The sequence below is a fragment of the Paraburkholderia sp. J7 genome (genome assembly GCF_905220155.1).
GTDB lineage: Bacteria > Pseudomonadota > Gammaproteobacteria > Burkholderiales > Burkholderiaceae > Paraburkholderia.
Map to the genome: position 1 here is coordinate 1 of NZ_CAJMYZ010000002.1, position 20,002 is coordinate 20,002.

Genomic DNA, 20,002 nt, shown 5'->3' on the forward strand with positions numbered 1-20,002 from the left:
ATGATATTCACGTTGATGTACGAATAGCCCGTGCCGTTGGGCATGTCGATGCGGTCGAATACGTGCACACCGCAGTGTTTGCAAAACGGATGATGGGCGACCGGGTTTTTCCCTTCGTAGTGCGTGAGTTCGCTTGCGCCGGAAAGTAGAACAAAGTCTTCCGGGCGGACCTGCACCAGCCAGAGCCGGAGTTTTCCACAGTAGCTGCAGTTGCACTTTCCCGTGCCCTTGCTGAAATCGATCAGGGCTTCGAACTTTATCGACTGGCAATGGCAACTTCCACGGTATGTCCGCTGCATGAGGGCGCTCCCGATCGGTTTGGCGACAATTGCGGATTATGTCACCGAACGCGCGGCTAGCGCCCCTGCATTCCATCAAGGCGCAAAGCGCGTGAACACGTAGTCGCGATCCTTCACCTTCGAAGCGTGGCACGCAAAACAGGTTTGATGCTGCGCCAGGTCGGCGGGCACGCCGTTCACGAAACGCCCGTACCCCCAGCCGCCCGTGGACGCATAGCGGCGCGAGTCCTTCACCATGACCTGCACGGTCGTGGGCTGGCCCGGCACCGTGGCGGTTGCGAAATCATCGGACTGCTTACGCTTGTACGCAAGCTTCACGAGGATCGTGCCGTCGGGATACGGCAGCGTCGCATTCTCGATGGCCTTGATCGCCACCGGATTGCCGAGCACCACGCGCAGTTCGTCGAGCGGCGCGGCCTCCTCCGCCGGCGCGATCATTACCCACTTGCGGTAGCCGGGTGGAATCGTCACGCCGTAGATCGGCGAAGCCGCCTGGCCCGGCGCCTGCGATTGTGCTTGCGGCTGCGCTTTCGCGCCTTGCTGCGCCCATGCGGCGTGACCTTGCGTCAGACTCGCGAGCAGCGCGCCCGCGAGGAGCGCGCGACGCCTGAAAAAACGTATTTGCATCGCGGCCCCCGATCACAGATGCGTGACTTGCAGAATGGCCTGCGCGAACTCCTTGGGCGCTTCCTGCGGAAGATTGTGGCCAATGCCGCCGTCGATCGTGCGGTGCAGGTACTTGCCCGTGAACTTCTTCGCATAGGCGGCCGGCGCAGGATGCGGCGCGCCGTTGGCGTCGCCTTCGAGCGTGATGGTCGGCACGGTAATGGCCGGTGCGGCGGCGAGACGCTGCTCGAGGCTGTCGTACTTCGCTTCGCCCTGCGCGAGCCCGAGGCGCCAGCGGTAGTTGGAGATCACGATAGCCACGTGGTCGGGATTCTCGAACGACGCTGCACTGCGCTCGTAGGTCGCGTCGTCGAAGTTCCACTTCGGCGAGGCAAGTTGCCAGATCAACTTGTTGAACGCGTCGCGATTCGAGGCATAGCCCTGCGCGCCACGCTCGGTCGAGAAGTAGAACTGGTACCACCACTGCAGCTCGGCTTGCGGCGGCAGCGGCTTGCGGTTCGCCTCCTGGCTGCCGATCAGATAGCCGCTGACCGAGACGAGACCCTTCACGCGCTCTGGCCACAGCGCCGCGACGATGTTCGCCGTGCGCGCGCCCCAGTCGTAGCCGCCCAGAATGGCCTGATCGATCTTCAGGGCATCCATGAACGCAACGAGATCGACAGCGGTGACGGCCTGCTGGCCGTTGCGCGGCGTGTCGTCAGAGACAATGCGCGTGCTGCCGTAGCCGCGCAGATAAGGCACGATCACGCGATAGCCCGAAGCGGCCAGCATCGGCGCGACCTCGACATAGCTATGGATGTCGTACGGCCAGCCGTGCAGCAGGATCACCACCGGGCCGTTCTTCGGTCCCGCTTCGGCGTAGCCCACATTGAGCAGGCCCGCGTTGATCTGCTTGATCGGGCCGAACGACACGCCGTTGCCCGTGCGCGTGTTGCCTTCCGTACCGCCAGCCGACTGTGCGTGCGCGAGACCGCCGAATGCGAAGTCCGCGAGCGTGAGGCCGGCAAGCGACGTGCCGAGAAGACGACGGCGACGGACGTTGACGGGATCTGACATGACCACTTCTCCTTGATGTGCATGCATGCAGGCCGCGCCCGAACGGCTTGGCCTCGTTGATTAAGCCCACGGCAGCAGATCGGTCGATCGCGCTCGCGGCGGCAGGCAAAACGCCCCGGTGAATTTATATCCGAGCAGGAAAAGCGCCATGTATCCCAATGTGTCTGTTGCGAGCGTGGACACACAACGAATCAAAAAATGTCGGCGTGGCGCGACCGGTCGCGGCGAGCGCGAGGTTGAACGAACGACGGGTTTGTATCGCAATGTATAAGCGCCTGGACGAGATACATACCCTTGCAAAACGCGGCGTTCATGAAACACGGCAGATACGTCCGGCGGTTGTAATGCATCAACGCCGGAACTTGCTGATGACCGGACGGATTTCCCAACCCATCCCAGGAGAAAGTCATGAACGCATCGAAGCTCGCCCTCGCCTTTGCCGCCAGCGCCGCAGTCCTCGCCGCCACGCCGGTGTTCGCCGCCATGCCCGCTCAGTCGAGCGCAGCACAATCCACGGTTGCGCAAAGCCAGGCATGGACGCCCGCCAGCAATGCGGCGAACGCGAAGGTCACGCGTGCACAGGTTCGCCAGGAACTGATCCAGGCGCAGCACGACGGCCAGCTCGCCGCAATCCAGCAGCTGTATCGCGGCAGCTAAATCATTGCCATCACGAAGCCAATTTCAGGAGATACACACCATGACTCAGGCAGAAAAAGTGCTGTACACCGGCAAGACCCACACCACCGGCGGCCGCGACGGCGCAGCCCGCAGCGAAGACGGACGTCTGGACGTGAAGCTTTCGCCGCCCGGTTCGAGCGCGCCGGGCACGAACCCGGAGCAGATGTTCGCGGCGGGCTGGTCGGCGTGCTTCATCGGCGCGATGGGCCGCGCCGCCACGAAGCTCGGCACGACGCTGCCGCGCGACGTGGCGGTCGACGCCGAGATCGACCTCATCAACGCCGACGACGCCTTCAAGCTGCGCGGCCGCCTGAACGTGACGCTGCCGGGCGTCGATCGCGAACTGGCGCAGCGCATCGTCGAAACGGCCCATCAGATCTGCCCGTATTCGAAGGCGACGCGCGGCAACATCGACGTTACGCTCGCAGTCGTCGAGGCGTGATCGCGTAGCGGTAGAAAGCGTAGAAAGCAAAAAGCGGGGCGCCTTGTGCGCGCCCCGCTTTGCTTTTGCGTGTTGCTGTGTGCGTTGCGCTTTAGCCGTGCCGCGCATCCACGAGATTGGCCGGCGAGCCGTTGCGCCAGGCTTGCACGTTGCGCAGCGTCGTTTGCGCAATCTCGCTCATCGCCTCGCGCGTGAAGAACGCCTGGTGCGAAGTGACGATCACGTTCGGAAACATCAAGAGACGCGCGAGCACGTCGTCCTGCAGCGGCGCATCCGAATGGTCCTCGAAGAACAGGCCGCCTTCTTCCTCGTACACGTCGAGGCCGAGATGTCCGAGCTGGCCGCTCTTGAGCGCATCCACGAGCGCGCTGCTTTCCACGAGGCCGCCGCGCCCGGTGTTGATGAGCATGGCGCCGCGCTTCATCTTCGCGAGCGCGTGGCGATCGATCAAATGACGCGTGGCGGGAACGAGCGGGCAATGCAGGCTCACCACGTCCGACTGCGCAAGCAGCGTGTCGAGCGGCACGTAGCGCACGCCGAGCGCGAGCAGGTCGGCGGCCGGCGTGCCCGGGTCATGGGCGAGCACCTGCATGCCGAAGCCCGCCATGATGCGCGCAAAACACCGGCCAATAATGCCCGTGCCGACCACGCCGGCCGTCTTCCCATGCAGGTCGAAACCGAGCAGCCCCGCGAGCGAGAAGTCGCCTTCGCGCGTGCGCGACACGGCGCGCGGCAGCTTGCGGTTCAGCGCGAGGATCAGCCCGACGGCATGCTCGGCCACCGCATGCGGCGAATACGCGGGCACTCTCGCAACGGTGATGCCCAGACGCTGCGCCGCCGCAAGATCGACGTGATTGAAGCCCGCCGAGCGCAGCGCCACGAGCCGCGTGCCGCCCTGATGAAGGCGCTCGAGCGTGGCGGCGTCGACCGTGTCGTTCACGAACGGACACACCACGTCGTAGCCGTCGGCGAGCACGGCGGTCTCGGCGTCGAGGTGCGATTCCTGGAAGTGCAACTCATACTGGAAAGCGGCGTTCGCCTCGGCAAACGTATCGACGTCGTACTGGCGCGCGCTGAACAGGATCATGCGTGGGCGAGCGGAAGTGGGGAGTTGGGTTCCCGGCATGTTGACCTCGTGCGAGCTTCGGGGGGTAGGCGCGCATTGCGCGTTGACGCGCGGGGATGCGTCTTGAACTCGAACGCGTAACGTTCGCGCGTGCCGCGTGGGCACGCTGGCACATGGTATCAGCAGGAAGGCGAGCGATCGGGAAGAAGCGGCAACAGGCGGGCGAGGCATGGACGCGGCAAAGCCGCGAAGCTTGCCGAAGTGCGGCGAACTTCGCGGCATGGTGCCGCGCGCATTACGAGTGAGCGTAGATCGGTTCGAGGCCCACGACATCCTGGTCCGCCGCATTCGCACCGGAGACCTTTGATACGGCGCGAGTGTGCGTGCGGCTGCCTGCTGCGGAGCCGCCTTCAACCGCCCCACCGAATGCCGACGCCGCTGCGCCGTTCTCTGCACTCACGCGCGAGAGCGCGGCTTGCAGGTTCGCGGGGTACTGCGTGTCGTCGCTGGCGGGGTTGTAGCCTGCCTTCTGGAGTTGCACGAGTTCGGCCTTCACTTCGGCGCGGGTGATCGGCTGGCTCGACTGTGCGAACGAGAGCGCGGGAACGGCGACGAGGGCAGCAAGAGCGGCGGCGGCGAGCGATTGGGCGAGCTTCATGGTGTTTCTCCTGACGTTGGCTGGGTGGTTGCGCACTGTTGTGTATCAACCTTGCGTAGGAGACATTTGAACGCCGCGATGTATCTGGCTTGTTTGCGTGCGCGCCCGTTTTTGCAAGCGCGCATGTCCCACGGGCAGCCAGACACAGTGCGATACAAGAAGGCGCCCAGCCGCCCGCGCGCCGCCCGCTAACACGTCAATAAGGGGCGAATCAAAAGTGTTGCTGCACTGCACACTTAGCGCCCTCGAGCCTTGCATTCTGTCCCGAGATCTCTATAATAAGGGTTATCCCTTAGGAACTAACCCTAGCAAAGAGGAAATCATGGGTGCAATCGTCGAAAAGCTGGCTCAAGCCTTGGCTGCACTGCGTCGTCTGGGCGCCGAAGCGCTGGACCGTCACCTCGAATACTGCGAACTGCTCGCAGAAGCTCAGCGCCGCTGGTACTAATGCGCGCCTGACTGCAGCAAGCGTCCCTGCCCGTGCACACGGGGGACGAGTAGCAACACGCGACCGCACTGCGCGGTCGGGTTTATGCGGCGCCCAGCCATGCCTCGATTTCGGGGGCATCCGCGCGCGCCGCATCGGGCCGCCATCCTGGCGCCACCAGAAGTTCGCGAGCGCCGGCGTAGGCCTGCGCAAAGCCGCGCAGTTCACGCGTAACCGGCCGGTCGTCCAGACGCCGCCGGGCTAGCGCCGCTTCCACGGTGCGCTCGATCAGCGCGACCTGGTTGTCGATATACGCGACGCAAAGCTCGCGGCAGCGCGCCGACACACGCGCCGCCGCCATGAGCGCCGGGCCGAGCGAAACCGTGAGATGCCCGCCCGCGCCAAGCCGGGCCAGCGCGCCGCGCAGGTCCGCGGCTGCCTCGTGGAGCGAGGCGAACACAGCGTCGCGCCAAACGCCGCGCTCGAATACGAGCGCGCCGCGAAAGCGCGCGAGCGCCTCGGCATCCGCCACCTTCCCCTTGAGCACCAGCGGCGCGGCGCCCGCCGTCGCCGTCGTGCGGATGCAATCCGCACCGAGCCATTGCGCACTTTCGCGCCTTCCTTCCAGCACCCGCGTTTGCAGACGATCCGGCAATAACGGATCGAGCGGCACCGCTGCGCACATTGCGGGCTTGCCGTTTTCGTGCAGCGTGCAGCGCCCGTCGCCGGCCAGCGCTGGGCAGCGGCCAAGCGACGGATAGTCGTAGCCCTGCAGCGTCAGCGCGATCCAGTCGCTGCCGAATGCCGCGCTGCGGTGAAAAAGCGTCTGCGAGAGTTCGTCGATCGCCACGGCGTCGGCGGCGGCAAGCCGGTGCTCGCCCGCGCGGCGCACCGGCTGACGCCCGATCGCAAGGCACCCGACAAAGCGCTCCCCATGCCGCAGCAGTTCCGCCAGCGACATCGACGGCGGGCTGTTGCAGCACTTCCCGCACGCCGTGCACGCGAGCGCGTAGTGCTCCATGCCGTGCACCGTATCGTGACCTACCATGGCCGCCGCACCGAGTCCTGGTAACGCGTGAGGATGAAATGCGCGACCTCATTCGAGTGGTACGCGTCCACCAGTTCGCGCGCCCAGGGCTGCGTCCGGTCCGCGTCGCGCACGGCGAGCACGTCGGTGTAAGGCGAGCGCGCGTCTTCAATGCCGATGCTGTCGCGCGCCGGCTGCAGCCCGGCGCGCGCCGCGTCGTCGTCTTCCATCGCCACGAAGGCCGCCGTGTCGAGCGCATGCGCAAGGCGTGCGTGCGGCACGCGGACGATCTTGAGTTTTAGCCGGTTGCCCGTGATATCCGCCGTCGTGGCGTGCAACCCGGCGCTTTCGCGCAGCGTCACCAATGTGTAGTTCTGCAGCAGGATCAGCGCGCGGCCCATGCCGCGCGCGTCGTCGGGAATCGCGATTGTCGAGCCGGGGCGCAGTTGGCTGAGGTTCGGCAGTTTGCGCGAATACAGCGCCATCGGCAGCGCGACCGTGGGCGCAATGGCCGCGATCGCGTAGCGATGCACGCGGCGCGCGGCGGCCAGGTCCGCTTCGTCCTCGAAGCTCGCCGCGTCGATACGGCCCGCCGCCAGCGCGCCGTCGATCTTCGCGGCGTCGTCGAACACGACGACGTCGAGCGCCAGGCCGCGCGCCGCTGCCGTGCGTTGGACCTCGCCCATGATCTCGGCGTGCGTGCCGCGCGTCACACCCACGCGAACGGGATCAGGCGCCGCGTGGGCCATGCCGCTCAGCGCCGCGCCAAGCACCCACGCGGCCAGCGGCCAGCGTCTTGCGCTCATGACGCGTCCCTCAAAATCGTGCGAAAGCCAATATGCGAAGCCGCGAGATCGGCCTCCTGCTGTTCCCGCGACGACGCCCGATAGCGCACGCAATAGTCGCGCGCGCACAGGAACGAGCCGCCCTTGATGACCATGAGCGTGTCGTGACGCCGCCCCGCCGGCGCGACCGCTGCCGTGTCGCCATTCGTGTGCGACTGGTGCGGGCCCGTGTACGCATCGCGCGTCCATTCCCAGGCATTGCCGATCATGTCGTAGAGGCGAAACGCATTGGCCGCGTAGCAGCCCACGGGAGCGAGGCCGGCATGGCCGTCCTCGGCGGTGTTGAGCACCGGAAATACGCCTTGCCAGTAGTTCGCCGTGGGCTTGCCGTTGGCGTCGGTGGGCGCGGTGTCGAGGTCCGCGCCGTCGCGGCCCGCCTTGCCGGCGTATTCCCACTCGGCTTCCGTCGGCAAATCGCGGCCCAGCCAGTGCGCGTATGCGAGCGCGTCGCGCAGCGTCACGAGCGTGACGGGCAGGTTGCCCCGGCCCTCCACGTCGCTGCCCGGCCCTTGCGGATGCCGCCACGACGCGCCCGGCACCCACGACCACCAGGCGAGATCGCGCGCGTTCATCTGCTCGGCCGTGGGCACGCGAAACACTGCCGCGCCGCCCTGCTGCTCCGCTTCGCTCACGTAGTGCGTGGCTTCGACGAACGCGGCGAACTGCGCCACCGTCACGTCGGTCTGGTCGATCCAGAAGCCCGCCACGCGCGTCTTGCCGCCGCCGGGCGCGGGACGCTCGTCCGGGTAGCCCGCCGTGCTGCCGAGCACGAACGAACCGCCTCGAAGATGCACCATGCCCGCCTTGCGATCGCCGCCCCAGTTGTCAGGCAGACCCGAATAGCGCTCGCACTGACGCTCGTTGCCGAGCGGCGCGAGCGGGCGGCCGCGGTTGAGCGAATCGAAGCCGTCGCCGGACGACGTGAGTGTCGAGGCGCTAGATGCCGCGAACGCCACAGCGAACACCGTCACGGCCAGCGTCGCGAGTGTCAGTCGATACCGCATGGCCGCGCCCTTAGTAATAACCTTGCGGACGCAACGGTTCGACACCGCCCACGTTGCTCATATACGTGTTCCACTGGTTCACGAGGCTCTGGATCACCGAGGGATTCTGCGTCGAAACATCCGTGGTTTCGCCGCGGTCCTTCGTGAGGTCATAGAGCTGCCAGTGGCCGTCCGTGGGTCCGAGCGGCGGCTCCGTCCACAAGGCCTTCCAGCGGCCATCCGCGCTGCGCAGATACGCACGGCCATAGGCTTCGTCGCCGAACGCTTCCGTGTGGGCTTCCGCAGTCGTCTTGCCATTCAGTTGCGTGAGCAATGACTTTCCGGTTACCGGATACACATAGCGGTTGTTGTAGACCACCTTGCCCTTGTTCTGGTCCACGCCCGTGAGCGCATTGATGAGCGCGGGCGCGGGCTGGCTCGGCGGCGTCACGCCGGCCACGTCGAGGAAGGTGGCCGTGTCGTCGGTAACGTGCGTGAAAATGCTGAGCGACGGCAACTGCGTAGCCTGCCCCGGCAAATGAACGATGGCCGGCACCGACACGCCGCCCTCCGCCGAATACCCCTTCGTGAGCCGCAGCGGCGTGGCGCTCACTTCGGCCCAGCGCAGCCCATACTGCAGGCGCTTCGCATTCTGCAAACCGTTGTCGGTCCCGAGCGACGAATACACGGGCTCCTGGGCGTTCGCCGTATCGGTGGCGGTGGGGTCGGCGCCCGAGTCGATCGGCCAGCCTTCCGCGCCGTTGTCGGACTGGAACATGATGAACGTATTGTCGTATTCGCCGATGTCCTTCAAATGCTGGATCAGGAGTCCGATGTTGTAGTCGAGATTCTCGACCATGCCCGCGTAGATCTCCATGTAGCGCGCCTGCGCCTTGCGCTCGTCCGCGGAAAGGCTGGCCCACGCCTTGTCGACGTTGCCCTGGCCGTAATCGACGTACCCATCCGACGCCGGATGCACGGCGCTGATGTACTTCGCGTTAGCCGTGCCGTTGTTGGCCGTGGCGGGCGAGCGCGTGAACGTTTCGGGCAAGCCTTCGAACGGCGTGAAGTCGGCGGGAATCAGGCCGAGCGCTTTTTGCCGCGCAATGCGCGCGTTGCGGATTGCGTCGTAGCCTGCGTCGTACACGCCCGCGTATTTGTGCAGCCACGGGTCCGGCACCTGGAGCGGCCAATGCGGCGACGTATAGGCCGCGTAGGCGAAGAACGGCTTGCCGTCGCCCTTGTTCGAGTCGATGTACGCGATGAGCTTCTGCGTGTAGAAGTTCGTGGAATAGAACACGGCCGGACTGCCGCCCGCGCCGCCGGGCTGGCCCGGTTGACCGGGCTGCACGTACTGGCCGTCTTCGGTGTAGTTCTTCGAGCCTGCGAGTTCGTGCGCGAAGTGATTGGTCGCGGCGCCGCCCAGCAGCGCGTAGCTGTGCTCGAAGCCCCATTGGTCGGGGGTTTGCCCGCTACCCGTAGCACTCCCAACGATACCGGAGCCGAGATGCCACTTGCCCGCCATATAAGTGTGATACCCGGCGTCCTTGAGCAGTTGCGCAACCGAAAGGGCGCGGTCGTTGAGATAGCCTTCATAGCCGGGCAGGCCGCGCCGCTCGTCGGTAGGCACGCCCATGGTGCCCTCGCCCACGAGGTGATGGTCGGTGCCCGAAATCAGCATGGAGCGCGTGATCGCGCACACCGTGCCCGCGTGATGGTTCGTGAGAATGCGGCCCGACTGCACGAGCGCGTCGAGGTTGGGCGTGTTGATCTCGCCGCCGAACGCATGAATGTCCGAGTAGCCCAGATCGTCCGCCATGATGTAGAGGATGTTGGGCTGCTTGTGCGTGACGGCGGCGCTCGCCACCGGCGAGCCGCTGCTGTTCGTGCCGCCGCACGAGGCCAGCGCGACGACGCTGGCGACCATGGCGCATGCGATGCGGATACGGGGAACTTGCGTCGACCGGTGAGCTTTTCTCATTGTTCTCGTGCGCTGCTTGTAAGGGAGTGCAATGTTAGCCACGAAGCCCGGTGCGCCAAATCTCGATTCCTCCATTGCTTTCGGAGCGGTGGAATAAGTGTGCGGCGCAACGTTCGGCGCGTGTTGCGGCCGTTCATGCCGACCATGCATTCCGGCCATTCGGGCCGGTTCGCGCTTTGCGCGGAAAGCGCCTAATCTTGAGGTATCGGCTCTTGCCCCATCTGTGAACCGGAACCTGCGCCAGCGTGCGCCATGCTCCGGACGCCCGATGCGCGATCATCGCCCCTCGCATGTCGCGGTGCACGACGCGCCGCCTGCTCACCCGCACCATCCGCTCACGGCGCGGCTTGCTCGCGCCGTTGTGTTCGTCGCCTTGCTGCTCGCGTGGGCCGCTCTGGCGGCTGGGATCGCTTTGCCGGCGGCCTTCGCTGCAGCCAGTCCGCCCGTCGTGGTGATGACCGTGAACGGTGCGATCGGGCCGGCCAGCGCCGATTTCATCGTCCGTTCGCTGGAGCGCGCCGCGAGCGAGCGCGCGCCGCTTGCGATCCTCGAACTGGATACGCCCGGCGGCCTCGACACCTCGATGCGGCAGATCATCAAGGCAATCCTGGCCTCCCCGGTGCCGGTCGCGGCATTCGTCGCGCCCGGCGGCGCACGCGCCGCGAGCGCGGGCACCTATATCGTCTACGCAAGCCATTTCGCGGCCATGGCGCCGGGCACCAATCTCGGCGCGGCTTCACCGGTGCAGCTTGGCGTGGGCGGCGGCGGTGGCCCAGCGGGTGGGCCCATGGGTGGCCCGGCAGGCTTTCCGGAAGCCGCCTCCGGCGCCTCGACCCCGCGCGCCGACGACAACGCCTCGACGGAAGCCCGCAAGGTCATGCACGATTCCGCCGCCTACATTCGCGGCCTCGCGCAACTGCGCGGACGCAACGCGGCGTGGGGCGAGCGCGCGGTGCGCGAGGCCGTGAGCCTCTCCGACGAAGAAGCGCGCGACCAGCACGTGATCGACCTGATCGCGCAGGACCCCGCCGATCTCGCGCGCCAGCTCGACGGCCGCACCGTCACGACCACGGCGGGGACGCTGCGCCTCGCCACCGCGCACGCACCGCTGGAAGCCGTCGCGCCGGACTGGCGCAACCGCTTCCTTGCGATCATCGCCGACCCGAATGTCGCGCTGATTCTGCTGACCATCGGCGTGTATGGGCTCTTCTTCGAGTTCGCCAACCCTGGCTTCGTGCTGCCCGGCGTGGCCGGGGCAATCTGCCTGCTCGTGGGTCTGTTCGCCATGCAACTGCTGCCCGTGAACTACGCAGGCCTCGGGCTCGTGATGCTCGGGCTTGCGTGCCTCATCGCGGAGGCTTTTTTGCCGACATTTGGCGTGCTGGGCTTTGGCGGCATCGTGGCGTTCGCCATCGGCGCGCTCATGCTGATGGACACCAGCGCGCCCGGCTACGGCATCCCCTTGCCGCTCGTTGCGGGCCTGGCACTCGGCGGCGCGGCGTTCGTCGCCACCGTGTCCAGCGTGGCCCTGCGCGCGCGGCGGCGCCCCGTCGTGACCGGCGCGGAGGCCATGGTGGGCGCCGTTGGCGAAGTGATCGACGAGGGTTTGCATCCCGAATCGCGGCCCGGCCACGCGGCATTGTCCACGGGCTGGGCGCGCGTGCACGGCGAGCGCTGGCGCGTGGCCTGCGCCACGCCGCTCGCCGCCGGCAGCCGCGTGCGCGTGAGCTCGCGCAGCGGTCTCACGCTCACCGTCACCCCGCTGCACGGCGCGCACGACAACGCACACGACAAGGCACAAAACGAGGGAGAACGTTCATGATCGGCTTCACGTTCGGCTTCACAGGTCTACTGATCGCGCTCGTGGTGCTGATCGCGTTATCGTCCATCCGCATCTTCAAGGAGTACGAACGCGGCGTCGTGTTCATGCTCGGACGCTTCTGGAAGGTCAAGGGGCCGGGCCTCGTGCTCATCATTCCCGTCGTGCAGGTGGCCGTGCGTATCGACCTGCGCACCGTAGTGTTCGACGTGCCTTCGCAAGACGTCATCACGCGCGACAATGTTTCGGTGAAGGTGAACGCCGTGGTCTATTTTCGCGTGGTGGACCCGGAAAAGGCCGTGATTCAGGTCGCGCGCTACGTCGAGGCGACGAGCCAGCTCGCGCAAACCACGCTGCGCGCCGTGCTCGGCAAACACGAACTCGACGCCCTGCTCGCCGAGCGCGAGCAACTGAACGCGGACATCCAGAAAGTGCTCGATGCGCAAACGGACGCGTGGGGCATCAAGGTGTCGAACGTCGAGATCAAGCACGTCGACCTCAACGAAACGATGATCCGCGCGATCGCGCGCCAGGCCGAAGCTGAACGCGAGCGCCGCGCAAAGGTCATTCACGCGGAAGGCGAACTGCAGGCGTCCGAAAAATTGCTGCAAGCCGCGCAATGTCTCGCGCAGCAGCCGCAGGCCATGCAACTGCGGTATCTGCAGACGCTTACCACGATCGCCGCCGACAAGAACTCCACCATCGTCTTCCCGCTGCCGATCGAGTTGCTCAACGCGCTGATCGACCGAGCCGGGCCGCCGCGCGGACCTTGAGTGATCCGTCCCCTCAGCTCAGGCATCCAGCGCCTTCTCCAGTTCACCTGAATATTGCAGCGCAGCGAAAATAGCCGGCCGGCGCGCTGCGCGCGTTCGTGCACGCTTCTTTTGCGCTTGGGATTGGCAGAGCGCGGAAATATCGCCAATAATTGCCGAACATCCACTAACGGACGACGGCGGCCATGGATTACAGTCCCGAAGCCATCCGCACGATCGCTCTGGTCGGCCATGCCGGCTGCGGCAAGACCTCGCTTGCCGAAGCGCTCCTGCACCAGGGCGGCGCGCTGCACGCGCCAGGCAGCGTGAATCGCGGCACCGCCCTCTGCGATTTCGATCCCCTCGAACGCAAATATCACCACTCCCTCAACTCCGCCATCGCCCACTTCGAACACGAAGACACGCGCATCTACCTACTCGACACGCCCGGCTACCCCGACTTCGCCGGCATGTCGATGAGCGCGCTGCCCGCGGTGGAAACGGCGGCCATCGTCGTCAACGCGCGTACCGGCATCGAAATGACGACGACGCGCATGATGGCGTACGCGCAGCAACGCAAGCTGTGCCGGATGATCATCGTGAACGGCATCGACGCGGAGAAGGTCGATTTACCTGGACTGCTTGCGCAGATACAGGAGACCTTCGGCAAGACGTGTTTGCCGATCAATCTGCCTGCACAAGGCGGTCGTGAAGTGGTGGACTGTTTTTTCAACCCCGCGGGCGAGGCCGATTTCTATTCGGTGGAAGCCGCGCACAATGCGCTCATCGACCAGGTGATCGAACTCGATCCCGAGCTGATGGAGCTGTACCTCGAACAGGGCGAAGCCATCAGCCCCGAGCAGCTGCACGCGCCGTTCGAACGCGCGTTGCGCGAAGGGCATCTCGTGCCGGTGTGCTTCACCTCTACGGCGACGGGCGCGGGCATCGCGCAGCTGCTCGACGTGTTCGTGAAGCTCTTGCCCAATGTCACCGAAGGCAATCCGCCGCTGTTTTATCGAGAGGTGGACGGCAAGGAAGGCAAGGAGCCCGTGCGCGCCGAACCGGACGCCGATAAACACGTGCTCGCGCATGTGTTCAAGATCGTAATGGACCCGTATATCGGCAAGGTGGCCGTATTTCGCATTCATCAGGGCACGGTAACGCGCGACAGCCAGCTGTATATCGGCAACGCGCGGCAGCCGTTCAAGGTGGCGCATTTGCTCATGCTGCAGGGCAAGGAGCACACGGAGGTCCAACGCGCGGGGCCCGGCAATATCTGCGCCGTGGCGAAGGCCGACGATATCGGCTTCGACGCCGTACTGCACGACGCCCCCGAAGACGGCAACATCCACCTCACGCCACCCGCGTTTCCGAATCCGATCTACGGTCTCGCTATCGAACCGGCGAGGCCTGGCAACGAGCAGCGCGTGTGGGAAGTGCTGCAAAAGCTCGCGGCGGAAGATCCTTGCCTGCAGATCGATCACCCCGAGGGCACCAACGAGACCGTTGTACGTGGGCTCGGCGAACTGCATTTGCGCTACATGCTGGAGCGGCTAACCGATCAGTACAAACTCGACGTCGTGACACGTCCGCCTACGATCGCATGGCGCGAGACGATAGGCGGCAAAGCCGAGGGACATTGCCGCCACAAGAAGCAGACCGGCGGCGCGGGCCAGTTCGGCGAAGTGATGTTGCGTGTCGAGCCCTTGCCGCGCGGTGCGGGCTTCGAATTCGTGGATGCGGTGAAAGGCGGCGCGATTCCTTCGCAATTCATGCCAGCGGTGGAAAAAGGCATCTTGCAGGTGATCGACAGCGGGCCGCTCGCCGGTTTTCCCATGCAGGACGTGCGCGTGATCGTGTATGACGGCAAGCATCATCCGGTCGATTCGAAGGAAGTCGCGTTCGTTACCGCGGGGCGCAAGGCGTTTATCGATGCGGTCTTGAAGGCGCAGCCTATCGTGCTCGAACCGATTGTCGATATCGAGGTCATGACGCCCGAGGCCGCGATGGGAGACATCATCGGCGATCTTTCCTCGCGGCGCGGGCAGGTGCACGGCACGCGCACGATGGGCGGGCAAGCCATGGTCATTGCGGGGAAGGTGCCGCTGGCCGAACTTAACGACTATCAATCGCGGCTGAATTCGCTCGCGGGCGGGCATGGGAATTACAGCATTCAGCTGAGCCACTATGATCCGGTGCCGCCGACGCATCAGGAAAAGCTCGCGGCACAGCACAAGGGGCGGGGGGAGAGTGTGGAGTGAGGGTGTCTTGAATGAGGCAGTTGATTAGGAAATGAACATTTCCTATAATCACCCTCATGGCATCCGAGCACTCATCCCACTCCGTGGCCCGCAGCCCAGGCCGCCCGCGCGAATTCGACATGGACACCGTCGTGAACGGCGCCGTGCGCGTGTTTCGCGAGCGCGGCTACCACGCCACTTCAGTCGGCGATCTCAGCGAAGCAACGGGCTTGACCGCAGGCAGCCTCTACAAAGCCTTCGGCGACAAGCGCGGCGTTTTCCTCGCCGCGTTCGACCACTACGTCACCACGCGCCACGTCGAGTTGCGCCATCGCCTCGACAAGCAGTCCAAAGCAAGCGAAAAGATCCGCGTCCTCTTCGTTTTCTACGCCGAATCGTCCCATGGCAGCGAGGGCCGGCGCGGGTGTCTCGTCGTTTCAAGCGCCACGGCGCTCGCCACCTTCGACGACGAAATCGCCACGCGCATCGAAGCCGCCATGCGGCGCACCGAAGAGATGCTGCGCGAACTCCTCCAGCAAGGCCAGAAAGACGGCTCCGTTGCACCGGAAATTCATGTCCCGGCCATGGCGCGCACCTTGCTCGCCCTGCTCCACGGCTTTCGTTTGATCGGCAAATCCGGTCGCACACAGCGCGAGATGCTAGCCGCGGCTGAAGAAGCCATGCGTTTGCTGCGTTGAAATTTTTTTGGCCAATTTGGAAATGATTATTTCCAATTTATGTCTGCGTTTTTCTGCAACCACAGGAGCTTCACGTCATGAGCACGCCCTCCCGCATGATCGACCACGGTTCGGCCTCGCTGCCCGACCCCATCCTCCCCGGCTTCGCGCATCGCTTCGAAACCGTTGAAGGCACGCGCCTGCACTACGTCATCGGCGGAAAAGAGGAAGGCGAGACCGTGGTGCTGCTGGCCGGCTACCCAGAAAGCTGGTTCGCGTGGCGCAAGGTCATGCCGCTCCTCGCGCAAAATTACTGCGTGATCGTCCCCGACCTGCCCGGTCAGGGCGACTCGGACCGGCCGCAAGACGGCTACGACACACAATCGCTCGCCACTGCCCTGCATTCGTTGCTCGGCAAGCTGGAAGCGCGCCGCTACCATCTCGCCGCCCACGACGTCGGCGCATGGGTCGCTTATCCTTACTCGGCCCTATTCGGCGACGAAGTGTCGAAGCTCGCATTGCTCGACGCCGGCATCCCCGGGGTCACACTGCCGGATGCGCTGCCCGTTGCGCCCGAGCGCGCGTGGCGCACCTGGCACTTCGCCTTCCATGCAGTTGCCGATCTGCCGGAGTTGCTGATAGCGGGCAAGGAGCGCGCGTACCTGGACTGGTTTCTGCGCCGCAAGACGGCCAATCCGCACACCTTCACGGAGGCCGATATCGACGAATATTTGCGCGTGTTCACAAAAGAAGGCGGATTGCGCGCGGGACTGGCCTACTACCGCGCGGCCCATATTTCGGCGCGCCAGAACCGCGAGTTGAGCAAGCGAGGCAAATTGCGGATGCCCGTTCTCGCGCTGAGCGCCGATCAGGGCTCGATTGCGGATATGGCGAGTCCGCTGCGCGATTACGCCGATGAGGTGCAAGGCGCGACGATCGCCCACTGCGGCCACTTCTTGCCGGAGGAACAGCCCGCAGCGGTTGCCGAAGCGCTGCTGCGTTTCTTCGCTCAACCCTGACGCTCACCGTCCTTACTCCGGCGCCTCGACCGTGGTCACCGCCGAGGAAAACACATACCCCTCGCTGCGCAGCGTCTTGATGTAACGCGGCTCACGCGCCTCGTCGCGCAGGCGCTGGCGCAGCCGGCTCACGAGCAGGTCGATCGAGCGGTCGAACGCATCGGCCTGGCGGCCTTGCGTGAGGCTCAGCAGCTGGTCGCGCGTGAGCACGCGCTGCGGGTGGTCGAGGAACACGCGCAGCAGCCGGTATTCCGCGCCGCTAAGCGCGACGATCGTGCCTTCGGCGTCGAGCAGATGGCGCGCCGTGGTATCGAGCCGCCAGTCGCCGAACGCGAGCAGTTGCGCCGATTCGCTCACTTCCATACCCGGCGGCAGCATGCGTGTGCGGCGCAGCACCGAGCGGATGCGCGCGAACAGTTCGCGCACGGCAAAGGGCTTGGGCAGATAGTCGTCGGCGCCCATTTCGAGGCCGACAATGCGATCCGTCTCCTCATTGCGCGCGGTGAGCATCACCACGGGCACGGCGCGGAACTTGCCCGCGCGCAGCTCGCGGCACAGCACGAGGCCGTCGTCGCCGGGCATCATGAGGTCGAGCACGATCAGGTCGGGCGCGCCGCTCTCGAGCACCGTGCGCATCTCGCGCCCGTTCGCGGCCAGCGACACGCGCATGCCGTTCTTTTCGAGGTACGCCCCGACCAGTTCACGTATGCCGCGATCGTCATCGACGATCAGGACGTGATCGATCTTTTCCGTCATGGGTTCTTTTTCTCCTTGCGCGCGAGGCGTGAACGGGTTTCCGCGATGCACGAACAGTACACCGGATGGGCAATCTCCGCAGCCAGGCCGCTCGCTGCGAAGAACAGGATCGCGAACAGGCGTTTCATGCGTCCTCCATGACCGAAAGGCTCGCACCGTCGGCAACCGACGCTTCGAGCGCGTAGACGTCCACGCCTTCCAGGCAGCCGAGATTGACGCGCCAGCGCGCCGGGTCCCTTCGCGTCTGGTGAAACGGATAAATGCCGCAGTGCTTGCAGAAATAGTGCTTCGCCACGCGCGTATTGAACTGGTACAGCGTGAGCGCGTCTTCGCCCGCGAGAATCGTCAGTTCGCGAGCCTCGAACATCGGGCTCATCAGCGCGCCCTTGCGGCGGCACAGGCTGCAGTTGCAGCGCCCCGCCGGCTCGATGGCCGTGTGGACTTCGAACTTTACTGCACCGCAATGACAGGACCCCGTCCAGCGAGTCGTACCGGTCGACGTGCCCATATTGCCCTCCGCTCGATTGATTTCGTTGGCTGATTGATAACGCAGCGCGCGCGAGGCGCGGTATCACACCGTATCCACCGCGCCGCCAGACACAACACATTGCAATGCGCTCGCAAATTAGTTCAAAGCGCAGTGCAACAAGCAGCGCACATCGCAGTGCACAACGCGCGACACGGCGCGTACAACCCGCAACCGCGCCACCCGATTCGGGACCACAATGTGCGCTAGCGCGTATCCGGCGCGCCGCCCATCGACCCGACATGACCTGAAACGACCGGCAATGACCGCTGCCGGTCGAGCAACAAACCGGCATTGTTTATGCGCGTTTGCTGTAGCGAGCGAAACTCATAGAACGGCTCCAGGAGGTCTCCATGAAATGTCTGCGAATCTACGCCGACGCCCAGGGTGAGTCCCATTTCGAGGACATCGATATCCCGCTCACGCCGCTGGAGCTCTTTCCCAACATCCCGCCCATTTATCTTTCGACATGGGAGCAGGCGAAGGCGGTGCGTTTTGGCTGGGTGCCGGCCGGTCTCAAGGAGGCGGACTGGCACACCACGCCGGTTCGTCAGTTCGTGATCTGGATTTCCGGCTGGGTCGAGTTCGAAACGAGCGACGGCGACACGCGCCACTGCGAGCCGGGCACGGTCGTGCTGTGCGAAGACACCGTGGGCAAGGGCCATCGCTCGCGCCACCCCGAGGAAGGCCAGTTCAACGTGTTCATTCCGCTTGCGTGAGCGACATGGGCGCGCGCTCGTGGCGCGCCGCCTTTCACGCATCCGCGCCGCCGAGCACGAGCCGTCCTTCCAGCCCGCCTTCGGGCCGGTTGCGCAGCGTAAGCTGCGCGCCCATCGCCACGGCAAGCTGGCGCGAGATCGCAAGGCCGAGACCCGTGCCGCCCGTGCCCCGGTTGCGCGAGGTTTCGAGCCGGTAGAACGGCTCGAACACCTTTTCGAGCGCTTCTTCGGGAATACCGGGGCCGCTGTCGAGCACCGAGATCGTGACAGTCTTGTCGCGCGGCGACGCGCTCACTTCAATGGCCGCCGTGCTGCCGTACTTCAACGCGTTATCCACGAGATTGCCGACGATGCGGCGCAGCGCCTGCACGCGCGTGACGATCGCCACGTTCAAACGCCGCTCGAAGGTCACGGGCGAGCCCGCATCCACGTAGTCGCACACGAGGCTGTCTAGCAGCGCGTCGAGATCGACGCGGGCGGGCGCTTCACCGGTGCCGTGCAGCGTACGCGCGTAGGCCACGCCCTCCTTCACGAGTTGCTCCATTTCGTGCAGGTCCTGCGCGAGCTTGTCCGCTTGCGTGTTGTCGTCCATCTGGTCCACACGCAGGCGCATGCGCGTGATCGGCGTCTGCAGATCGTGGGAGATGGCCGCGAGTATCTGCATGCGCTCGGCCACGTGCGCCGAGATGCGCTCCTGCATGGCGTTGAACGCGCGCGCCGCGCGCGCCACTTCGGATGGCCCTTCTTCCTCCAGGCGCTCCGCCTTCAGGTCCGGACCCAGTGCATCGGCCACGCGGGCGAGTTCGTGCAGCGGCCGCGTGGCCGTGCGCACCGCGAACCAGCAGCATGCCGCCAGCACGACGAGCTGGGCGACGAGCACGGCCGGCAGCCAGCCCGACAAGGGCAGCGCGGCGCCCGGGCGGTAATCGATGGTGAGCGGCGAGCCGTCGGAAAGCCGCAGATGGATCTGCAGACGTTCGCCGTCGCCGGGCACCGAATTGGTCGTGAGCGCGTACTTGTCGGCGATGCCCGCTGCAATGGCCGACGCCACGATCTTCGAGCGGCTCGCGTCGGGCGCCTCGCCAGGCGTCCCGGGGCCGAGAATGAAGCTATAGGTGCGCCGCGCGAGCTGCGGCAGCCACGCCGCGCGTTCGGCCGCGGGCAGATGGTCGAGCAGCGCCACGGAGATGGCGACTTCACGCGAGATGTAATTGGTCATCATGTTCGCGGTGGCGTCGTTACGCTCGGTCATCGTGAGCTTGAACGACAGCAACTGCGCGAGCGCGAGGCCGACGCAAAGGATCAGGGCGAGGCGCGCGAACAGCGTGCGCGGCCAGTGCAGCGCGCTCATTGCCGCCCCGCCCGCAAAACCAGCGGCTTGCATGTTCGGACTCCGTATGCAGGG

General features: G+C 65.5%; 22 protein-coding genes. 9 read left to right on the forward strand and 13 right to left on the reverse strand.

Annotated elements, in window-relative coordinates:
* The 3 genes from U5A58_RS03120 to U5A58_RS03130 form a co-directional block, all read right to left on the reverse strand.
* Nucleotides 1–299 (reverse strand): GFA family protein (locus tag U5A58_RS03120; protein WP_321960244.1); only part of this gene is annotated, 299 nt, incomplete at its 3' end.
* A 75-nt stretch (nucleotides 300–374) separates the two neighbouring features.
* Nucleotides 375–926, reverse strand: a complete 552-nt coding sequence (locus U5A58_RS03125) for a cytochrome P460 family protein (protein ID WP_321960245.1) — start codon at nucleotides 924–926, stop codon at nucleotides 375–377.
* 12 nt (nucleotides 927–938) lie between these two features.
* On the reverse strand, nucleotides 939–1,982 hold the full coding sequence (locus U5A58_RS03130; protein ID WP_321960246.1) for an alpha/beta hydrolase: 1,044 nt from the start codon (nucleotides 1,980–1,982) through the stop codon (nucleotides 939–941).
* Between the two features lie 408 nt (nucleotides 1,983–2,390).
* On the opposite strand from U5A58_RS03130, the gene U5A58_RS03135 reads away from it, so the two are divergent.
* Entirely contained in the window at nucleotides 2,391–2,639 is a 249-nt protein-coding gene (locus U5A58_RS03135) for a DUF4148 domain-containing protein (RefSeq protein WP_321960247.1), read from the forward strand.
* Between the two features lie 40 nt (nucleotides 2,640–2,679).
* Nucleotides 2,680–3,102: an organic hydroperoxide resistance protein gene (locus U5A58_RS03140; RefSeq protein WP_321912061.1), complete on the forward strand. Its 423-nt coding sequence runs from the start codon at nucleotides 2,680–2,682 to the stop codon at nucleotides 3,100–3,102.
* Nucleotides 3,103–3,193: 91 nt separating this feature from the next.
* Here U5A58_RS03140 and U5A58_RS03145 read toward each other — a convergent pair whose 3' ends face one another.
* Together U5A58_RS03145 and U5A58_RS03150 are read right to left on the reverse strand one after the other, a co-directional pair.
* Complete coding sequence (locus U5A58_RS03145; protein WP_321960248.1) at nucleotides 3,194–4,228, reverse strand: 2-hydroxyacid dehydrogenase; 1,035 nt, start codon at nucleotides 4,226–4,228, stop codon at nucleotides 3,194–3,196.
* Between the two features lie 235 nt (nucleotides 4,229–4,463).
* Nucleotides 4,464–4,826 (reverse strand): DUF4148 domain-containing protein, encoded by a 363-nt coding sequence (locus U5A58_RS03150; RefSeq protein ID WP_321960249.1) that lies wholly within the window; start codon nucleotides 4,824–4,826, stop codon nucleotides 4,464–4,466.
* A 322-nt stretch (nucleotides 4,827–5,148) separates the two neighbouring features.
* Here U5A58_RS03150 and U5A58_RS03155 point away from each other — a divergent pair, with 322 nt between their 5' ends.
* Nucleotides 5,149–5,274 (forward strand): hypothetical protein, encoded by a 126-nt coding sequence (locus tag U5A58_RS03155; protein ID WP_321912067.1) that lies wholly within the window; start codon nucleotides 5,149–5,151, stop codon nucleotides 5,272–5,274.
* A gap of 82 nt (nucleotides 5,275–5,356) precedes the next feature.
* Here the strand turns inward: U5A58_RS03155 and U5A58_RS03160 are convergent, their stop codons facing one another.
* The 4 genes from U5A58_RS03160 to U5A58_RS03175 are packed head-to-tail and all read right to left on the reverse strand — an operon-like array spanning nucleotide 5,357 to nucleotide 10,035.
* Nucleotides 5,357–6,301, reverse strand: coding sequence for a YkgJ family cysteine cluster protein (locus U5A58_RS03160; protein WP_321960250.1), 945 nt, complete (start codon nucleotides 6,299–6,301; stop codon nucleotides 5,357–5,359).
* Entirely contained in the window at nucleotides 6,295–7,086 is a 792-nt protein-coding gene (locus tag U5A58_RS03165) for a MetQ/NlpA family lipoprotein (protein ID WP_321960251.1), read from the reverse strand. The genes U5A58_RS03160 and U5A58_RS03165 overlap by 7 nt, the downstream gene beginning before the upstream one ends.
* The gene (locus tag U5A58_RS03170) at nucleotides 7,083–8,129 is read right to left on the reverse strand and encodes a formylglycine-generating enzyme family protein (protein WP_321960252.1); all 1,047 of its coding nucleotides are present in this window, start codon (nucleotides 8,127–8,129) and stop codon (nucleotides 7,083–7,085) included. The genes U5A58_RS03165 and U5A58_RS03170 overlap by 4 nt, the downstream gene beginning before the upstream one ends.
* 10 nt (nucleotides 8,130–8,139) lie before the next feature.
* Nucleotides 8,140–10,035: an arylsulfatase gene (locus U5A58_RS03175; protein ID WP_415774158.1), complete on the reverse strand. Its 1,896-nt coding sequence runs from the start codon at nucleotides 10,033–10,035 to the stop codon at nucleotides 8,140–8,142.
* 322 nt (nucleotides 10,036–10,357) lie between these two features.
* Between U5A58_RS03175 and U5A58_RS03180 the strand changes: the two genes are divergently transcribed.
* The 5 genes from U5A58_RS03180 to U5A58_RS03200 all read left to right on the forward strand — a co-directional run bounded on the left by U5A58_RS03180 (nucleotide 10,358) and on the right by U5A58_RS03200 (nucleotide 16,596).
* Nucleotides 10,358–11,911, forward strand: coding sequence for a nodulation protein NfeD (locus U5A58_RS03180; protein ID WP_321960254.1), 1,554 nt, complete (start codon nucleotides 10,358–10,360; stop codon nucleotides 11,909–11,911).
* Nucleotides 11,908–12,681: a slipin family protein gene (locus U5A58_RS03185; protein WP_321912074.1), complete on the forward strand. Its 774-nt coding sequence runs from the start codon at nucleotides 11,908–11,910 to the stop codon at nucleotides 12,679–12,681. The genes U5A58_RS03180 and U5A58_RS03185 overlap by 4 nt, the downstream gene beginning before the upstream one ends.
* Nucleotides 12,682–12,866: 185 nt before the next feature.
* Entirely contained in the window at nucleotides 12,867–14,921 is a 2,055-nt protein-coding gene (fusA, locus tag U5A58_RS03190; protein ID WP_321960255.1) for an elongation factor G, read from the forward strand.
* Between the two features lie 119 nt (nucleotides 14,922–15,040).
* Nucleotides 15,041–15,598 (forward strand): TetR/AcrR family transcriptional regulator, encoded by a 558-nt coding sequence (locus tag U5A58_RS03195; protein WP_321960256.1) that lies wholly within the window; start codon nucleotides 15,041–15,043, stop codon nucleotides 15,596–15,598.
* Between the two features lie 77 nt (nucleotides 15,599–15,675).
* Nucleotides 15,676–16,596 (forward strand): alpha/beta hydrolase, encoded by a 921-nt coding sequence (locus U5A58_RS03200; RefSeq protein WP_321960257.1) that lies wholly within the window; start codon nucleotides 15,676–15,678, stop codon nucleotides 16,594–16,596.
* A 12-nt stretch (nucleotides 16,597–16,608) separates the two neighbouring features.
* Here U5A58_RS03200 and U5A58_RS03205 read toward each other — a convergent pair whose 3' ends face one another.
* Genes U5A58_RS03205 through U5A58_RS03215 form a run of 3 tightly spaced genes read right to left on the reverse strand, consistent with a single transcriptional unit; the run spans nucleotide 16,609 to nucleotide 17,860 of the window.
* On the reverse strand, nucleotides 16,609–17,352 hold the full coding sequence (locus U5A58_RS03205) for a response regulator (protein ID WP_321907932.1): 744 nt from the start codon (nucleotides 17,350–17,352) through the stop codon (nucleotides 16,609–16,611).
* Nucleotides 17,349–17,480 (reverse strand): hypothetical protein, encoded by a 132-nt coding sequence (locus tag U5A58_RS03210; RefSeq protein WP_321907934.1) that lies wholly within the window; start codon nucleotides 17,478–17,480, stop codon nucleotides 17,349–17,351. The genes U5A58_RS03205 and U5A58_RS03210 overlap by 4 nt, the downstream gene beginning before the upstream one ends.
* Nucleotides 17,477–17,860 carry a GFA family protein gene (locus tag U5A58_RS03215; protein ID WP_321960258.1) on the reverse strand — a complete coding sequence of 128 codons (384 nt, stop codon included), beginning with the start codon at nucleotides 17,858–17,860 and terminating at the stop codon, nucleotides 17,477–17,479. Before U5A58_RS03215 ends, U5A58_RS03210 begins: the two co-directional genes overlap by 4 nt.
* 371 nt (nucleotides 17,861–18,231) lie before the next feature.
* On the opposite strand from U5A58_RS03215, the gene U5A58_RS03220 reads away from it, so the two are divergent.
* Entirely contained in the window at nucleotides 18,232–18,597 is a 366-nt protein-coding gene (locus U5A58_RS03220; RefSeq protein ID WP_321960259.1) for a cupin domain-containing protein, read from the forward strand.
* A gap of 34 nt (nucleotides 18,598–18,631) precedes the next feature.
* Here the strand turns inward: U5A58_RS03220 and U5A58_RS03225 are convergent, their stop codons facing one another.
* Nucleotides 18,632–19,981 carry an ATP-binding protein gene (locus U5A58_RS03225; protein ID WP_321960260.1) on the reverse strand — a complete coding sequence of 450 codons (1,350 nt, stop codon included), beginning with the start codon at nucleotides 19,979–19,981 and terminating at the stop codon, nucleotides 18,632–18,634.
* Between the last annotated feature and the right edge of the window lie 21 nt (nucleotides 19,982–20,002).

What these genes read in the sequence shown, in the direction of transcription:
- U5A58_RS03125 (WP_321960245.1), bottom strand. Translation starts at nt 926, where the DNA reads ATGCAAATACGTTTTTTCAGGCGTCGCGCGCTCCTCGCGGGCGCGCTG.
- U5A58_RS03130 (WP_321960246.1), bottom strand. Translation starts at nt 1,982, where the DNA reads ATGTCAGATCCCGTCAACGTCCGTCGCCGTCGTCTTCTCGGCACGTCG.
- U5A58_RS03135 (WP_321960247.1), top strand. Translation starts at nt 2,391, where the DNA reads ATGAACGCATCGAAGCTCGCCCTCGCCTTTGCCGCCAGCGCCGCAGTC.
- U5A58_RS03140 (WP_321912061.1), top strand. Translation starts at nt 2,680, where the DNA reads ATGACTCAGGCAGAAAAAGTGCTGTACACCGGCAAGACCCACACCACC.
- U5A58_RS03145 (WP_321960248.1), bottom strand. Translation starts at nt 4,228, where the DNA reads ATGCCGGGAACCCAACTCCCCACTTCCGCTCGCCCACGCATGATCCTG.
- U5A58_RS03150 (WP_321960249.1), bottom strand. Translation starts at nt 4,826, where the DNA reads ATGAAGCTCGCCCAATCGCTCGCCGCCGCCGCTCTTGCTGCCCTCGTC.
- U5A58_RS03155 (WP_321912067.1), top strand. Translation starts at nt 5,149, where the DNA reads ATGGGTGCAATCGTCGAAAAGCTGGCTCAAGCCTTGGCTGCACTGCGT.
- U5A58_RS03160 (WP_321960250.1), bottom strand. Translation starts at nt 6,301, where the DNA reads ATGGTAGGTCACGATACGGTGCACGGCATGGAGCACTACGCGCTCGCG.
- U5A58_RS03165 (WP_321960251.1), bottom strand. Translation starts at nt 7,086, where the DNA reads ATGAGCGCAAGACGCTGGCCGCTGGCCGCGTGGGTGCTTGGCGCGGCG.
- U5A58_RS03170 (WP_321960252.1), bottom strand. Translation starts at nt 8,129, where the DNA reads ATGCGGTATCGACTGACACTCGCGACGCTGGCCGTGACGGTGTTCGCT.
- U5A58_RS03175 (WP_415774158.1), bottom strand. Translation starts at nt 10,035, where the DNA reads ATGGTCGCCAGCGTCGTCGCGCTGGCCTCGTGCGGCGGCACGAACAGC.
- U5A58_RS03180 (WP_321960254.1), top strand. Translation starts at nt 10,358, where the DNA reads ATGCGCGATCATCGCCCCTCGCATGTCGCGGTGCACGACGCGCCGCCT.
- U5A58_RS03185 (WP_321912074.1), top strand. Translation starts at nt 11,908, where the DNA reads ATGATCGGCTTCACGTTCGGCTTCACAGGTCTACTGATCGCGCTCGTG.
- fusA (WP_321960255.1), top strand. Translation starts at nt 12,867, where the DNA reads ATGGATTACAGTCCCGAAGCCATCCGCACGATCGCTCTGGTCGGCCAT.
- U5A58_RS03195 (WP_321960256.1), top strand. Translation starts at nt 15,041, where the DNA reads ATGGACACCGTCGTGAACGGCGCCGTGCGCGTGTTTCGCGAGCGCGGC.
- U5A58_RS03200 (WP_321960257.1), top strand. Translation starts at nt 15,676, where the DNA reads ATGAGCACGCCCTCCCGCATGATCGACCACGGTTCGGCCTCGCTGCCC.
- U5A58_RS03205 (WP_321907932.1), bottom strand. Translation starts at nt 17,352, where the DNA reads ATGACGGAAAAGATCGATCACGTCCTGATCGTCGATGACGATCGCGGC.
- U5A58_RS03210 (WP_321907934.1), bottom strand. Translation starts at nt 17,480, where the DNA reads ATGAAACGCCTGTTCGCGATCCTGTTCTTCGCAGCGAGCGGCCTGGCT.
- U5A58_RS03215 (WP_321960258.1), bottom strand. Translation starts at nt 17,860, where the DNA reads ATGGGCACGTCGACCGGTACGACTCGCTGGACGGGGTCCTGTCATTGC.
- U5A58_RS03220 (WP_321960259.1), top strand. Translation starts at nt 18,232, where the DNA reads ATGAAATGTCTGCGAATCTACGCCGACGCCCAGGGTGAGTCCCATTTC.
- U5A58_RS03225 (WP_321960260.1), bottom strand. Translation starts at nt 19,981, where the DNA reads ATGCAAGCCGCTGGTTTTGCGGGCGGGGCGGCAATGAGCGCGCTGCAC.